Source organism: Microbacterium halotolerans, assembly GCF_003569805.1.
GTDB lineage: Bacteria > Actinomycetota > Actinomycetes > Actinomycetales > Microbacteriaceae > Microbacterium > Microbacterium halotolerans.
Genome location: NZ_KZ984053.1, coordinates 17,955 through 32,575, shown reverse-complemented (window position 1 = coordinate 32,575; position 14,621 = coordinate 17,955). Strand labels below are relative to the sequence as shown.

Genomic DNA, 14,621 nt, shown 5'->3' with positions numbered 1-14,621 from the left:
AGAGCGTCGAGCGTGTGGACTGAGCCCATGGACCACGATCTGCCGGCGCGGCCTGACGGGCTGCCGACGGTGACCGTGGTGATCCCCGCGCACGACGAGGAATCGATCATCGCAGGGTGCCTTCGGGCACTGGCCGCGCAGACCGCGCAGGCCGACGAGATCATCGTCGTCGACAACGCCAGCTCCGACCGCACCGCGGCGGTGGCCGCGTCGTTCGACCGCGTGGTGGTCGTCGCGGAGCCGCGCCCCGGCGTCACTTTCGCACGCACGGCCGGATTCGACGCCGCGCGCGGCGACGTCATCGCGCGCATCGACGCCGATTCGCTCGTGCGCCGCGACTGGGTCGAGCGCGTGCGCGAGGTGTTCTCGGAATCGGGGGTCGACGCGATCGGGGGCTCAGCGGCGATCGCCGAACTGTCGCCGGGCGAGACGAGCTGGTTCGGCTGGTGGTACCGCGGGTTCCGCGCCTGGCACCAGCGCAGCATCGGCGTGCGGCCGATGCTGTACGGCTTCAACAGTGCGATCCGCCGCGATGCGTGGCACCGTGCCAGACCGCTGTGCGCCATGGGGGATGAGCGCGTCAGCGAGGACCTCGACGTCACGATCGCGCTGCTGCGCTCCGGCCACCGGCTCGCCTTCGACCGCAGACTCGTGGTGCGCGCCAGACTGTTCCGATCGATCGACCGCGACAAGCTCGCCCGCTACTACCGCACGGACGGACTCACGCTGGCACGCCACCGCTACGGGCGCCGCACACGGTGGGTCGGAGACGACGACGTCCCGCCGGCAGCCGCGCCGCGGCGGGCCCATGGCGGGGTCAGCGGATGACCGCATCCGCACAGAGGCGGCGCCCGTCGCCGCGGTTCTGGGTCAGCCTCGTCACGGCGATCCTGGTCGGAATCATCGTCTGGCAGGCATGGCCGACCATGCTCGAAGCGGCCGAGAGTCTCTCCGACGTCGACATCGTGGTGTTCGCCCTGCTGATTCCCGTGCAGCTGGCCAGCTTCGCGGTGACGGGCGAGGTGCTGTTCTCCTTCCTGCGCGGCAGGGGAGAGCTGCACGGCATGCATCCGCTGACGGCGATGCGGATGTCGCTCGAGTTCAACTTCGCCAACCACATGCTCCCCTCGGGGGGAGCGGCGGGTATCGCCTACACGGCATGGAAGCTCAACACTCTCGGCGTCTCCGCCAGCCGAGGCACGCTCGCCCAGTTCGCCCGCTTCGCGGTCACGTTCGTCTCGTTCAGCGTCATGCTCGCCGTATCCGGCGTCTGGCTGATCCTCTCCGGACACGGAACGTCGACGGTGCTGTGGACGGCGGCGGGCATCGGGGCCCTCGCGGTCGTCGGCACGGCTTCCGGCGCGTTGCTGCTTCGTCGCCGGCGACTGCTGCACCGGTTCGCGGGTGTCATCACGCGCGTCGGCGCGTGGGGCGCCAGGCTGATCCGACGACCCGGCCTGATCGACCCGGTGCAGCTCGTCCGCTTCGTCGACGGCGTGCACATCGAGGTGCGCGAGGTGACGGCGAACGCCCGCTCGCTGGTGGTGCCGTTCCTGTGGTCGTTTCTGGTGAACGCCCTCGACGCCGGTCTGTTCTGGGTGGCGCTCGTGGCGTTCGGCATCAGACCGGACCCGGCGCTCGTCTTCGTCGCGTACGGCGTGGCGACCGTCGCGAGCATGATCGTCGTCACGCCCAACGGCGTCGGCGCCTACGAGGTCGTCATGGTCGGCACCTTCGTCGCCGGAGGCCTGCCCGCCGACACCACGATCGCCGCGATCGTGCTCGCCCGCGCGGTGCTGCTGCTCGGCACGATCGTCTTCGGCTGGGGCTTCTACCAGCACAGCGTCGCCACCGCGCACGCACCGCGCATCCGGACGAAGGGGACGGACCGGATGGGGCGACCGCGCACGCTCCCATAGACTGACCCGGTGCTGACCAACCCCCGTTCGCCGCGCGTGCGCGCAGTCGCGAAGCTCGCCAAGCGCAGTGCGAGGCGCGATACCGGGCTCTACCTGCTCGAGGGTCCGCAGGCCGTCAGAGAAGCGCTGGACTCGGCGCCGGACGTGGTCACCGAGGTGTACGCGACGGAAGGAGCGCTCGAGCGCAATCGCGACATCGTGACCGCGCTGACCGACGCGGGGCTGCGCGCCGACATCGCTGAGGAGCGCGTCGTCGCGGCGATGGCGGACACCGTCACACCGCAGGGGATCATCGCCGTGGCGCGTCAGCGGCCGGCGTCGCTGGACGACGTGCTCTCCCGCGGGCCGAAGCTGGTGGCGATCTGCCACGAGATCCGCGATCCGGGCAATCTCGGAACGATCATCCGGGTCGCCGACGCGTCGGGCGCGGACGCCGTGATCCTCACGGGCGACACCGTCGACCCGTACAACCCGAAGGCGGTGCGCTCGACGACCGGGTCGCTGTTCCACATTCCGATCGTGATGGGTGCGGAGCTCTCCGACGCCGCAGCGGCGACGCAGCGGGCGGGCCTGCGGGTGCTGGCGGCCGATGTGGGCGGGGACGATCTGATGGCGGTGCGCGCCGAGTTGGCTGCACCGACTGCGTGGCTCTTCGGCAACGAGGCACGCGGGCTCGACAGCGAGGCACTGGCGTTCGCAGATCGCGCACTGCGGCTGCCGATCTACGGGCGCGCGGAATCACTCAACCTCGCGACCGCCGCCAGCGTCTGCCTGTACGAATCCGCGTTCGCCCAGCGAACATGAGGGCGGCGTGACCACGCTCCCCGGGCAGTGCTGTGCAACTTGCTCACCTGTTACGAACTGATTACGCACAACGCATGGTCTGGCGCCGCGGTGCGCATGCGGCTTAGTGTGTGTTCATGGCAGAGCCGCTTGTGGTCATGGACAACGTACAAAAGCACTACGGAGACTTCCACGCGCTGAAGCACATCGACCTGACCGTCGACCAGGGGGAGGTCGTCGTCGTGATCGGGCCGTCCGGGTCAGGCAAGTCCACGCTGTGCCGCACGATCAACCGTCTTGAGACGATCACCAGCGGATCGATCACGATCGACGGCAAGGAGCTTCCGAAGGAGGGCAAGGCCCTCGCGACGCTGCGAGCCGACGTCGGCATGGTGTTCCAGTCGTTCAACCTGTTCTCGCACCTGACGATCCTGCAGAACGTCACGCTCGGCCCGATCTCGGTGAAGGGCATGAAGCAGGCGGACGCCGATCGCGAGGCGCGTGAGCTGCTCGACCGAGTCGGCGTGGCGCAGCAGGCGGAGAAGCTGCCCGCCCAGCTCTCCGGCGGCCAGCAGCAGCGCGTCGCGATCGCCCGTGCCCTGGCGATGCGCCCGAAGGTGATGCTCTTCGACGAGCCGACCAGCGCGCTCGACCCCGAGATGATCAACGAGGTGCTCGACGTCATGGTCGGCCTCGCCAAGGAGGGGATGACGATGGTCGTCGTCACCCACGAGATGGGCTTCGCCCGCAAGGCCGCCGACCGCGTCGTGTTCATGGCGGACGGCGAGATCGTCGAGCAGGCGACCCCTGAGGAGTTCTTCACCAACCCCAGCTCAGACAGGGCGAAGGACTTCTTGTCGAAGCTGCTGACCAACTGACCGTTCAACGAGTGCCGCGCACAGCAACCGGGCACCACCACACACCAGGAGGAATCATGCGAAAGATTCGCAATCTCGCCGTCGTCGGCATCGCCGCGACGGCGCTGCTCACGCTCAGCGCGTGCAACAGCGGCAGCCCGGACGGCACGGACGGCGGCGGTGCCCCAGAGGCCGATGTCGAGGAAGAGGTCACGCTCGAGGGGAGCGCCACCTACGACGCGATGGTCGAGCGGGGAGGTCCTGTCATCGGCGTGAAGGAGGACCAGCCCAACCTCGGCTACCTCGATGCGACCACGAACGAGCGCAGCGGCTTCGACATCGAGATCGCCCGCTGGATCGCCGGCTCGCTCGGCTTCGAGGAGGGCGATATCGAATACGAGCCGATCGCCTCGGCCAACCGCGAGCAGGCGCTCGTGAACGGCGACGTCGACTACTACGTAGGCACGTACTCGATCACGGACCAGCGCAAGGAGCAGATCGACTTCGCAGGGCCGTACTTCGTCACCGGCCAGGGCTTCCTGGTCGGTGCCGACAGCGAGATGACCGAGGTCTCGGGCGTCGAGGACTTCAACGGCATGACGGTGTGCTCTGCGACCGGCTCCACGCCGATCCAGAACATCAAGGAGAACTTCCCCGAGATCGAGACGGAGGAGTACGACCTGTACTCCGCCTGCGTCGACGACCTGCTCAACGGAAAGGTCGACGCTGTCACCACCGATGCGGCCATCCTGATCGGGTACGCCGCGCAGTATCCGGACGAGGTGAAGGTGCTCGACGGGCTGTTCACCGAGGAGCGCTACGGCGTCGGCATCCCGAAGGGCGATGCCGCTCTGCAGGAGCACATCAACACGCTGTTCACGGACGGCGGCGACACCTGGCAGGAGATCTTCGACGCCACGCTCGGCCAGTCGGGCATCGAGGTCGAGCAGCCGGCCGTCGACCCGGTCGAGTAGTCCGCAACGGTGAGGGGCCCAGGAGGGCCCCTCACCGTCATCCGAGAAGAAGGAGGGCGCGTGGACGCCATCTTCGGCAACCTCGACCTGTGGCGAGAGGGCATCTCCCTCACGCTGCTGGTGTTCGTCTTCGGTGCGCTGCTCGCCCTCGTGCTCGGCACCATGGTCGGCGCGATGCGCGTCTCGCCGGTGCCGATCGCGCGTGGGGTGGGCACCGTGTACGTCAACCTGGTGCGGAACACGCCGCTGACACTGGTGTTCTTCTTCTTCGTGTTCGGCTACAGCGCGCTGGCGCTGCCGACGCTGTCGAACACGGTGCTCGGCATCCTCGCGGTCGGTTTCTATACTGCCACCTATGTCGCCGAGACGATCCGGGCCGGCATCAACACGGTGCCGGTGGGGCAGGCGGAAGCCGCTCGCGCGATCGGTCTCCCGTTCGGACAGGTGATGACCAAAGTTGTGCTGCCGCAGGCCTTCCGTTCGGTGGTGCCTCCGATGATGAGCGTGTTCATCGCACTGCTGAAGAACACCACCGTCGCGGCCGGGTTCTCCGTCGCGGCACTTCCTGCCCTTAGGGCGACCATCTCTAACTCGCACACACGGCCCGGTTCGCCGCCGGAGGTGCTGCTCTGGGTGGCGCTGATCTTCGTGGCACTGGTGATGCTGCTCACCTGGCTGCAGCGCACGCTCGAGAACAAGTGGAGGATCGCGCGATGACTTCCGTCCTCTACGACGTTCCGGGCCCGAAGGCCAGGCGTCGCAATGCGATCCTCGCGGTCGCCACCGTGGTCGTCGTCCTCGCGGTCATCGCCTTCATCGTCTGGCGGTTCAGCCTGACGAACCAGTTCAGCGCCGAGAAGTGGCACGTGTTCACCTTCTCCGCAGTGTGGGTCTCCATCGGCGAGATGCTGCTGAACACGCTCAGGGCGTTCGCCGTCGCCGCGGTGCTCAGCCTCGCCCTCGGCTTCGTGCTCGCGATCGGCCGGGTCTCCGAGCACATCTGGGTGCGCGTTCCCATCACCGTGATCACGGAGGCCTTCCGCGCCGTTCCCGTGCTCGTGATGATGATGATCCTGTACTACGGCCTGCCGAGCCTCGGGGTGTCGATGAGCCCGTACTGGGCCGTTGTGATCGCACTGATGGCGTACAACGGCTCCGTGCTCGCCGAGGCGCTGCGCGCCGGCATCGAATCGCTCCCGCGCGGACAGAAGGAGGCCGGGTACGCGATCGGCCTGCGCAAGAGCGGGGTGATGGTCAAGATCCTGCTGCCGCAGGCGGTGCGGGCGATGCTGCCCGTGATCATCGCGCAGCTCGTCGTCACCATGAAGGACACGGCGCTCGGCTTCCTCATCACCTACCAGGAGCTGCTGTACTACGCCAAGCTGCTCGGCTCGCAGCAGGGCAGGCCGATTCTGCAGGCGGCGTTCATCATCGGCGGGATCTACATCGTGATGTGTCTGCTGCTGAGCTGGCTGGCGAAGTGGGCGGAGAAGCGCACCAGCAGGTCGCCGAAGGTCGTTGCGGCCCCGCACGATCCGGCCGCGGACGACGACTCGACGCTGACAGAGGTCATCGCCACGCAGAAGGGCGAAGCCCGTTTCGACCAGGGGAAGCGCTGAGGCCGACACGGCCGAGGTGCTGTTCCTCTTGGCGAGCCTGCCCGTGCGGCAGGCAGCACATCATCCCGATGCGTCGCCGACCTGTGCGCCGAGTGACGTGGACATCTCGGCGCCCACTCGCGCGATGTACGTCCCGAGCGGCACCGGATCCGGGCCGACGCGTGAGATGGGCGCGCTGATGTTGACCGCGGCGACGACGGTCCCCGTGAAGTCGAGGATCGGCGCCGACGCCGCGACGATGCCCCGTTCGAGCTCCTCGACGGACGGCGCATAGCCCAGCTCCCGCACTCTTGCCACTTCGGCCAGCAGCGTCGTCAGGTCGTGCACATGGTCCGAGGCCGGTGACGGGTCCTGGACGACGGCGAAGGGGGAGGTGATCACGCTGCGATCGGCACGTCCGACGATCGGCGTCTCATCGGCGTGCTCGACGAACCACTCGCGAAGTGCCGTGTCATCCCATTGGCTGAGCAGAGCGCGCCCCGACGGCGTGCGCCAGGCCGATGTCGTCACACCCTCCCACCCCGTCGCACGGAACTCGTGCGGGCTCAGCTCGCTCAGCACCGTCAGCACATGCCCTCCGCGCAGGACGTTCAGGCTGGCGGTCTCGCGCGTCTCATTCGCAATGCGACGCAGGATGGGCCGGGCCACGGACGTCAACCGGGTCTCGCGCGTGTGCGCGGCGAGGGCGTAGAGGCGCGGACCGAGCCGATAGGCACGCGTCAGAGGGTCGCGCTCCGCGAGCCCTGAGTCGGCGAGGGTCGCCAGAGAACGCGAGACGACGCCTTTGTCTCGGCCGCTCAGCTCCGCCAGGCGCACGACGCCGAGACCGTCGGCACGCGCGGACTCGGCGGAACCGAGCAGCTCGAGCAGCTCCAGATCGCGGGTGAGGCCGGAGGTGTTGCGTCGCGCGGGACGGTGCGGCACGTCGGTCATACACACAGCATATCGACAAGTTGCCATATGAACAACCAGCTTTGTGTAAATGAAGACCATTTCGTATGGTTGTCGACACGAAGACAACAGCGTCCGGCGGCGCGGAGGAGCGCCTCGGCGGTGAGGAGCGGAATGAACGGGTTCGATCTCGAGAACCTCGCTCGGTTCGTCGAGCGCCGATGGGACGAGATCCTGACGCTCGCAGCCGAGCACCTCGCGGTCGTCCTGCTGTCGCTGGCGATCTCCGCCGTGATCGGCGTCGGCCTCGGCATGCTCGTGTGGGATCGCCCGGGTGCGCGCAGCGCCGCCATCACGACCGCGTCGGTGGCGATCACCGTCCCATCGCTTGCGCTCCTCGCCCTGCTGAGCCCCGTGCTCGGCCTCGGCTGGGGAGCCACGATCGTGGCGCTCGTCGTGTACGCGCTGCTGCCCGTCATCCGGAACACGGCCGTCGGGCTCAGCGAGGTGCCGCGTCACGTCCTCGAGGCAGCCAGCGGCGTCGGGATGTCACGCGTGCGCATCCTGTTCTCGATGCAGCTGCCGATCGCCTGGCCCGTCATCCTGACCGGACTGCGCGTCGCGACGCAGCTGTCGGTCGGCGTGGCGGCCATCGCGGCGTATGTCGCAGGCCCCGGTCTCGGCACGTACATCTTCCGGGGGCTGTCGACGCTCGGCTCGGCGAACGCGCTCAACTACGCGCTCGTCGGCACGGTGGCGACGATCGTCATCGCGCTCGTGCTCGACGGCCTCCTCGTTCTGCTCGCCCGTACGACGACCTCAAGGGGACTCCGATGACCGCATCCACCCGCAGCGGGAACAGCACGTCGATCAATGGCGCCACGGCCGCGTTCGCCGACGCGGGATCGAGTGTGAACATCGAGCTCGACGGCGTCACCAAGAAGTACCAGGGACAGGAGCGCCCGGCCGTCGAGGACTTCACCATGTCGGTGAGTCCCGGGGAACTGGTCATGTTCGTCGGCCCATCCGGATGCGGCAAGACGACGACGATGAAGATGATCAACCGGATCATCGAGCCGACGTCGGGTTCGATCCGGATCGCGGATCAGGATGTGCTGTCGCTCGAGCCGAACGAGCTGCGCCGGCACATCGGATACGTGATCCAGCAGATCGGTCTCTTCCCGCACCTGACGATCTTCGACAACATCGCGACGGTGCCGAAGCTGCTCGGCTGGTCGAGGTCTCGAATCGCCGAGCGCGTGGACGAACTGCTGCGCCTGGTCGACCTCGACCCCGGTGTGTTCGCGCGCCGCTACCCGAAGGAGCTCTCCGGCGGTCAGCAGCAGCGGGTCGGCGTCGCCAGGGCGCTCGCCGCCGATCCTCCCGTCATGCTCATGGATGAGCCGTTCGGCGCCACCGACCCGATCACCCGTGACGGGCTGCAGGCCGAGTTCCTGAGGATCCAAGAGGGCATCGGGAAGACGATCGTCTTCGTCACGCACGACTTCGACGAGGCGATCAAGCTCGGCGACCGGATCGCCGTGCTCAGCGATCGCAGTCAGATCGAGCAGTTCGACACGCCTGCGAACATCCTCGCCGCCCCTGCCAACGACTACGTACAGTCGTTCATCGGCAAGGGAACGGCGCTGAAGCGACTCGCTCTGATCGGCCTCTCGCACGTCGAACTGGCCGGTGTCTCGGCGTCGACCTCTGCGCTCGAGGTCGATGAGCGCGACTCGCTGCGGGACGCACTCGACATGCTGGTCCGGTCGGGAGCCTCGAGCGTGCGCGTCACACGCGGAGGCCGCGTCGTGGGCGCAATCGACTTCGACACCATCTCGACGCTCCTCGACGCAGACGCCCGCAAGATCCCCTCTCGTGAGCAGGGCGCACCGTGAGCGCCTCGAACGCGACCATGCCCGTCACGGTCACGGCGCTCGGAGCCGGCGACCCGGCCGGCCGCCGCTGGCTGCGTCGATTCGTGCCGCTCATCACCGTGGCCGCCGTGCTCGCGGTGCTGGCGATCTGGGCGTCGTCGCGCGAGCTCGACTCGATCGAGGCTCGCACCCTCAACTGGGACTACATCATCGCGAAGACCGGCGAGCACCTCATCCTGACGCTCGTCGCCTCTGCCCTCGTCGCCGCTCTCGCCATCCCGCTCGGAATCGCGGTGTCGCGCTCGCGCTCGCGCATCTTCCGGGGTGCGGTCGGCGTCGTCGCGAACATCGGGCAGGCCACGCCAGCCGTCGGCCTCATCATCCTGCTCGCCATCGCGTGGCAGACCGGGTTCGTCACGGCGCTGGTGGCCCTCGTCGCCTACTCGTTCCTGCCGGTCCTGCGCAACACGGTGGCCGGCCTCGACCAGATCCCCGCCAGCGTTCGAGAGTCGGCACGCGGCATGGGCATGACCGCCTGGCAGTCGCTGCGCCGCATCGAACTCCCGCTCGCATCGCCGGTGATCATCGCCGGCCTGCGCACGGCTCTCGTCTTCGCCGTCGGCGTCGCAACCGTCGCCACGTTCATCAACGCCGGCGGCCTCGGCGACATGATCGTCAACGGGCTCAAGCTGCAGCGCTATCCGGTGATCGTCGTGGGCGCTGTGCTGGTCGCCTCGATCGCCGTGCTCGTCGACTGGCTCGCTGGCCTCGTCGAAGACCTCGTCAGGCCGAAGGGCCTGTGAACACCCCCACCGACCGCATCGGCGCCTCGCGCCGCCGCGGTTGCCACCGAAAGGAACGCACATGAACAAGCGCATCGGCGCTCTCGCACTCGTCGCGGCCTCGGCCGTCGCCCTGGCCGGCTGCTCGGGCGGAGCCGGAGCAGGAACGGAGACCGGGTCGCAGGGCGACGAACTCGACAGCCTGACCGGCGTCATCGGAAGCAAGGACTTCGCCGAGCAGTACGTGCTCGCCTACATCACGACCGAGCTGTTCCGTGCGCACGGTGCCGATGTCGAGGCGAACATCGATCTCGTCGGCTCGACCAATGTGCGTCAGGCCTTCGAGAACGACGAGTTCCTGGGCTACTGGGACTACACCGGAACCGGCTGGATCACCTACCTCGGCGAGACCGAGCCGGTGCAGGGCGCGGAAGCCCAGTTCGACGCCGTCGCCGAGGCGGACCTCGAGCAGAACGGAATCGTATGGCTCGAGCCCGCTCCGCTCAACAACACCTACGCGCTCGCCGGTGCGAGCGGCACGCTCGAGGACCTCGGCGTGTCCACGCTCAGCGACGTCGCAGCCCTGCCCGCTGACGAGCAGACGTTCTGCATCGAGAGCGAGTTCTCCACGCGCGATGACGGGTGGCCCGGCCTGCGTGACGCATACGGCTTCGAGGACAGCACCGCACTGCTCGACACGGGCATCATCTATACCGCGACCGCGGAGGGCGCCGACTGCACCTTCGGCGAGGTCTTCGAGACCGACGGCCGCATCCCCGCCATGGACCTGACGGTGCTCGAGGACGACCAGGAGTTCTTCCCGGCCTATCAGGGTTCGTTCACGGTGAAGCAGGAGACCCTCGACGAGCACCCAGCCATCGCCGACGTGATCGGCCTGGTCTCGCCGCTGCTCACCACCGAGGTGATGCAGGATCTCAACAGCCAGGTCGACGTCGACGGCGAGGACCCGGAGGACGTCGCGATCGACTGGCTGACCGAACAGGGTCTGATCTGACCCGAGGCGGACGGACGCGGCACCCGATTCCTGCGACCGCGAGAACCGGATGCCGCATCCGACGCCCTTCCCCTGACAGCCGCATCGCCTCCCGTCGAGAAGGACCCTGTTGGACATCACCGAATTCTCCCTCGCCCAGTTCTCGCTCAACGGCCGCATCGCCGTCGTCACCGGTGGCAACAGCGGGCTCGGCCAGGCATTCACCCTGGCTCTGGCGACGGCCGGCGCCGACGTGTTCGTGCCGAGCGCGAGCGACGACGGCGGAGAGACAGAAGCGCTCGTCGAGGCGGCCGGCGCCCGGTACTCGGGGATGATCGCCGATCTGACCGAGCCGGGCGCTCCCGAGCGCGTCATGGCCGAGGCAGTCGAGGCGTTCGGCCGCGTCGACATCCTCGTCAACTCCGCGGGGGTCAACCTCGTCGCGCCATGGCGCGAGTTCGGCCGTGCCGAATGGGACAGGATGATCGCCGTCAACCTCACCGCCGCCTTCGAACTCGGCCGTCTCGCCGCAGCGCACATGAGCGACCGCGGTTCGGGCAAGATCATCAACATCGCCTCGCTCTTCTCCTTCCTGGGGGGCGTCGGCTCACCTGCGTACGCCGCGACGAAGCACGGCATCGTCGGGTTCACCCGCGCCTATGCCGACGAGCTCGCTTCGTCGGGGGTGCAGGTCAACGCCATCGCCCCCGGATACTTCGAAACCGCGCTCACCGCAGAGACGCGGTCGGAGCCCGAAGCGAACCGCAGGGTGCTCGACCATGTGCCAGCCGGCCGCTGGGGGCGGCGCGACGATCTCATGGGCGCCGCGGTGTTCCTCGCCAGCCCCGCCTCCGACTATGTGAACGGTCAGGTGCTCGCCGTCGACGGCGGGTACCTCGTCCGCTGACGGCCGTCCCGCGCCGCCGCCGACATCCGCCATCAGACCGAATCCCCTCAGACCGAAACGAGGAAACCATGGCCGTGCCCACCTTCACCAGGCCGACGCCGACGATCGACCGCGCGGCGATCGTCGCGCGACTCGTCGACATGCTCGGAGCCGACAGGGTCGACACCGACGAGCAGCGACTGCGCGAGGCGAGCGTCGACCGCTTCCACAAGTACGAGGCCGCTCACGGCATCTACGACGGTCCGTTCCCCGCCGCGATCGCCTATGCGACCTCGACCGAGCAGGTCCGCGCCGTGCTCGTCTTCGCCGACGAACACGGCGTCAACGTCGTGCCGCGGACGGGCCGCACGGGCACGGAGGGCGGTCTCGAGACGGCCGCCGAGGATTCGATCGTGCTCGACTGCTCGCGCATGGACGCCGTGATCGAGATCGACGAAGTGAACATGCAGGCGACGGTGCAGGCAGGGGTGCCGCTGCAGCGGCTCGACGACGCACTGCGCGACCGCGGGCTGACGACTGCGCACTCGCCCCAGTCGAAGCCCCTCGCGCAGTTCGGAGGCCTCGTCGCGACGCGTTCGATCGGGCAGCTCTCCACCCTCTACGGGGGGATCGAAGACATGGTCGTCGGGCTCGAGGCGGTGTTCCCGGACGGCAGCGTCACGCGCATCAAGAACGTGCCGCGCCGAGCGGCAGGTCCCGACATCCGGCACGTGGTGATCGGAAACGAGGGGGCGCTGTGCGTCGTGACCGAGGTCACTGTGAAGCTGTTCCGCTTCGAGCCCGAGAACCGTCGAGCGCTCGGCTTCGTCGTCGATGAGTTCTCAGACGGCATCGACGTCCTGCGCCGTATCGTGCAGGCCGGGTACAGGCCGAGCGTCGCTCGCGTCTACTCGGCAGGCGATGCCGGTCAGCACTTCAGCGACGTCGCCGATGGAAAGCCGGTGGTGATCGTCGTCGCCGACGGCCCGAAGCGCATCGCCGACGCCATCGCCGACGGCGTCGAGGAGGAGCTCACCGCCATCCCGCATCGGGCGCTCGCCCCGCAGTACGTGGCGAACTGGCTCGATGGCCTCAACTGGGGAGCCGACAAGATCGAGGCCGAGCGGCGCGACATGGTCGAACACGGACGCCTCGGCTACACGACCGAGGTCGCTGTCGACTGGTCCCGCACGCACGAGCTGTACGAAGCCGTGATGAATCGCATCCGCACGGAGTTCCCCCGCCGCGACGACCTGCACCTGCTCGGGGCGCACTCTTCGCACAGCTATCAGACGGGAACCAATCTCTACTTCGTGTACGACTACACGATCCGCTGCGAGCCGCGCGAGGAGATCCGCGAGTACCACGAGCCGCTCAACGCGATCATCGTCGAGGAGGCGCTGCGGGTGGGCGGGTCGATGGTGCACCACCACGGCGTCGGCAAGTACCGCGCTCGCTGGACGCGCGAAGAGCACGGCAGCGCGTATCGCATCCTCGCCGGCCTCAAGCGCGAGTTCGACCCGAACGGCGTGATGAACCTCGGCACGATCTATCCGGTCGAGTAGCGGGCACCGGATGGACGGCCCGCTGCTGCTCGCGATCGACAACGGATCGCAGAGCACGAAGGTCTCGATCGTCGACGCTGCCGGTGGCGTGTGCGCGCGCGGACGCGCCGCTCTGCGCCCGGCGGTCCGTCTCGCGCCCGGCCGGGTCGAGCATCCGGACGACGATCTCTGGGACTCCGTCGTCGCGGCCTGCCGCGAGGCGATGGACGACTTCGATGGTGACCCCGCGCGCATCGTCGGGGTCGGACTGTGCACGATCCGGTTCTGTCGTGCACTGCTGCGCGCCGACGGTTCGCTCGCCGCGCCGGTGATCAACTGGATGGATGATCGGCTGTCCCGTCCGTATGAGCACGAGGACGACGACGTCAGGTACGTGGCGACGTCGACGGGCTACATCGCCGGGCGGCTGACGGGCCGACTCACCGATGCCGCGGGCAACACCGAGGGGCACTGGCCGGTCGACCATGACACCTGGCGCTGGAGCGACGACGACGCCGCGATCGCCCGGGAGGGCGTGCCGCGCGACATGCTGCTGCCCCTCGTCATGCCGGGCGAGCTGCATGGGCGGGTCGCGGCGGCGGCCGCAGATCTGACCGGACTGCCCGAGGGACTGCCGGTGTACGCGACGTCGAACGACAAGGCCGTCGAAGCACTCGGCTCCGGTCTCATCGACGAGAGCGACGCGCTGCTGTCGCTCGGCACCTATGTCGCGGCGATGACTCCCGGCGAGAGCGGCTTCGCTCCCCGGCGCCTTCCGGGCCTGTGGCGCAACTTCGGCGCGACGCCGGGCGGCACGTTCTACGAGAGCGGCGGAGTGCGTCGCGGCATGTGGACGGTGAGCTGGCTGCGCGACCTCGTCTTCGACGCGCGCCCCGGTGAGAACGCAGCGCCCGCGTTCGGCGACGGCGAGCGCGAACGGGCGCTGGAGACCGAGGCGGCCTCGGCACCCGCCGGTGCAGGCGGGCTCGTGACCGTACTGGACTGGCTCGCCCCGGCGGACGAACCGTGGCGCCGCGGTGCCATGATCGGGTTCGACGGCTCGCAGGGGCGCGGCCATCTGCATCGCTCGGTGCTCGAGGCGCTGGCGCTGACGATGGCCGACGAGACCCGCGGCCTCTTCGACGCGCTCGGTCGCGCGCCGCGAACGCTCATCGTCGCGGGTGGTGGTGCGCGCTCCGATCTGATGCGGCGGATCCTGGCGGCGACCTTCGAGATCCCGGTCCGTCGAATGCGCGTCGCCGACGGCGCGGGGATGGGGGCGGCTGTCTGCGCCGCGATCGGCTCCGGCGTGCACGCGACATGGCACGGCGCCGTCGAGGCGATGGTCCATGCCGAGCCCGAAGTCCTGCCCGATCCCGTCCTCGTCGAGGCGTACCGCGAGATCGCCGTTCGGCACCGGATGATCCGTCGTCGAACGGGAGGCATGCTCGCCGAAGCGGGTTCGTCTCCGTCCGCGGCCGCCACGTAGAATCGT

Annotated in this window: 15 protein-coding genes; 14 read left to right on the top strand and 1 reads right to left on the bottom strand. The window is 68.6% G+C overall.

All coding sequences use genetic code 11. The annotated features are described in order from the left end of the window. The first annotated feature begins 27 nt into the window (after positions 1–27). The 7 genes from DZG09_RS12230 to DZG09_RS12200 all read left to right on the top strand — a co-directional run bounded on the left by DZG09_RS12230 (position 28) and on the right by DZG09_RS12200 (position 6,152). Positions 28–828: a glycosyltransferase family 2 protein gene (locus DZG09_RS12230; protein WP_119698044.1), complete on the top strand. Its 801-nt coding sequence runs from the start codon at positions 28–30 to the stop codon at positions 826–828. Beyond that, positions 825–1,919 (top strand): lysylphosphatidylglycerol synthase transmembrane domain-containing protein, encoded by a 1,095-nt coding sequence (locus DZG09_RS12225; RefSeq protein ID WP_119698043.1) that lies wholly within the window; start codon positions 825–827, stop codon positions 1,917–1,919. The genes DZG09_RS12230 and DZG09_RS12225 overlap by 4 nt, the downstream gene beginning before the upstream one ends. A gap of 9 nt (positions 1,920–1,928) precedes the next feature. Then, a complete protein-coding gene (locus tag DZG09_RS12220; protein WP_119698042.1) occupies positions 1,929–2,723 on the top strand; it encodes a TrmH family RNA methyltransferase in 795 nt (264 codons plus the stop codon). Positions 2,724–2,839: 116 nt separating this feature from the next. Next, a complete protein-coding gene (locus DZG09_RS12215) occupies positions 2,840–3,580 on the top strand; it encodes an amino acid ABC transporter ATP-binding protein (protein WP_119698295.1) in 741 nt (246 codons plus the stop codon). A 56-nt stretch (positions 3,581–3,636) separates the two neighbouring features. Further along, entirely contained in the window at positions 3,637–4,533 is an 897-nt protein-coding gene (locus tag DZG09_RS12210) for a glutamate ABC transporter substrate-binding protein (RefSeq protein WP_119698041.1), read from the top strand. A gap of 60 nt (positions 4,534–4,593) precedes the next feature. Then, the gene (locus DZG09_RS12205; protein WP_119698040.1) at positions 4,594–5,250 is read left to right on the top strand and encodes an amino acid ABC transporter permease; all 657 of its coding nucleotides are present in this window, start codon (positions 4,594–4,596) and stop codon (positions 5,248–5,250) included. After that, positions 5,247–6,152 (top strand): amino acid ABC transporter permease, encoded by a 906-nt coding sequence (locus DZG09_RS12200; RefSeq protein ID WP_119698294.1) that lies wholly within the window; start codon positions 5,247–5,249, stop codon positions 6,150–6,152. Before DZG09_RS12205 ends, DZG09_RS12200 begins: the two co-directional genes overlap by 4 nt. Before the next feature lie 60 nt (positions 6,153–6,212). Here the strand turns inward: DZG09_RS12200 and DZG09_RS12195 are convergent, their stop codons facing one another. Then, positions 6,213–7,085 (bottom strand): IclR family transcriptional regulator, encoded by an 873-nt coding sequence (locus DZG09_RS12195; protein WP_119698039.1) that lies wholly within the window; start codon positions 7,083–7,085, stop codon positions 6,213–6,215. Between the two features lie 132 nt (positions 7,086–7,217). Between DZG09_RS12195 and DZG09_RS12190 the strand changes: the two genes are divergently transcribed. From DZG09_RS12190 to DZG09_RS12160, 7 genes are all read left to right on the top strand, one after another. Further along, positions 7,218–7,880 carry an ABC transporter permease gene (locus DZG09_RS12190; RefSeq protein WP_119698038.1) on the top strand — a complete coding sequence of 221 codons (663 nt, stop codon included), beginning with the start codon at positions 7,218–7,220 and terminating at the stop codon, positions 7,878–7,880. Beyond that, positions 7,877–8,941 carry an ATP-binding cassette domain-containing protein gene (locus DZG09_RS12185; protein ID WP_119698037.1) on the top strand — a complete coding sequence of 355 codons (1,065 nt, stop codon included), beginning with the start codon at positions 7,877–7,879 and terminating at the stop codon, positions 8,939–8,941. The genes DZG09_RS12190 and DZG09_RS12185 overlap by 4 nt, the downstream gene beginning before the upstream one ends. A 17-nt stretch (positions 8,942–8,958) precedes the next feature. Next, positions 8,959–9,723 (top strand): ABC transporter permease, encoded by a 765-nt coding sequence (locus DZG09_RS12180; protein ID WP_119698036.1) that lies wholly within the window; start codon positions 8,959–8,961, stop codon positions 9,721–9,723. A 61-nt stretch (positions 9,724–9,784) separates the two neighbouring features. Beyond that, positions 9,785–10,717 (top strand): glycine betaine ABC transporter substrate-binding protein, encoded by a 933-nt coding sequence (locus tag DZG09_RS12175; protein ID WP_119698035.1) that lies wholly within the window; start codon positions 9,785–9,787, stop codon positions 10,715–10,717. A 109-nt stretch (positions 10,718–10,826) separates the two neighbouring features. Then, positions 10,827–11,603: an SDR family oxidoreductase gene (locus DZG09_RS12170; protein WP_119698034.1), complete on the top strand. Its 777-nt coding sequence runs from the start codon at positions 10,827–10,829 to the stop codon at positions 11,601–11,603. A 68-nt stretch (positions 11,604–11,671) separates the two neighbouring features. Next, positions 11,672–13,147: an FAD-binding oxidoreductase gene (locus DZG09_RS12165; protein ID WP_119698033.1), complete on the top strand. Its 1,476-nt coding sequence runs from the start codon at positions 11,672–11,674 to the stop codon at positions 13,145–13,147. A 10-nt stretch (positions 13,148–13,157) separates the two neighbouring features. Further along, positions 13,158–14,615 carry an FGGY-family carbohydrate kinase gene (locus DZG09_RS12160; RefSeq protein WP_119698032.1) on the top strand — a complete coding sequence of 486 codons (1,458 nt, stop codon included), beginning with the start codon at positions 13,158–13,160 and terminating at the stop codon, positions 14,613–14,615. Positions 14,616–14,621 lie beyond the last annotated feature (6 nt).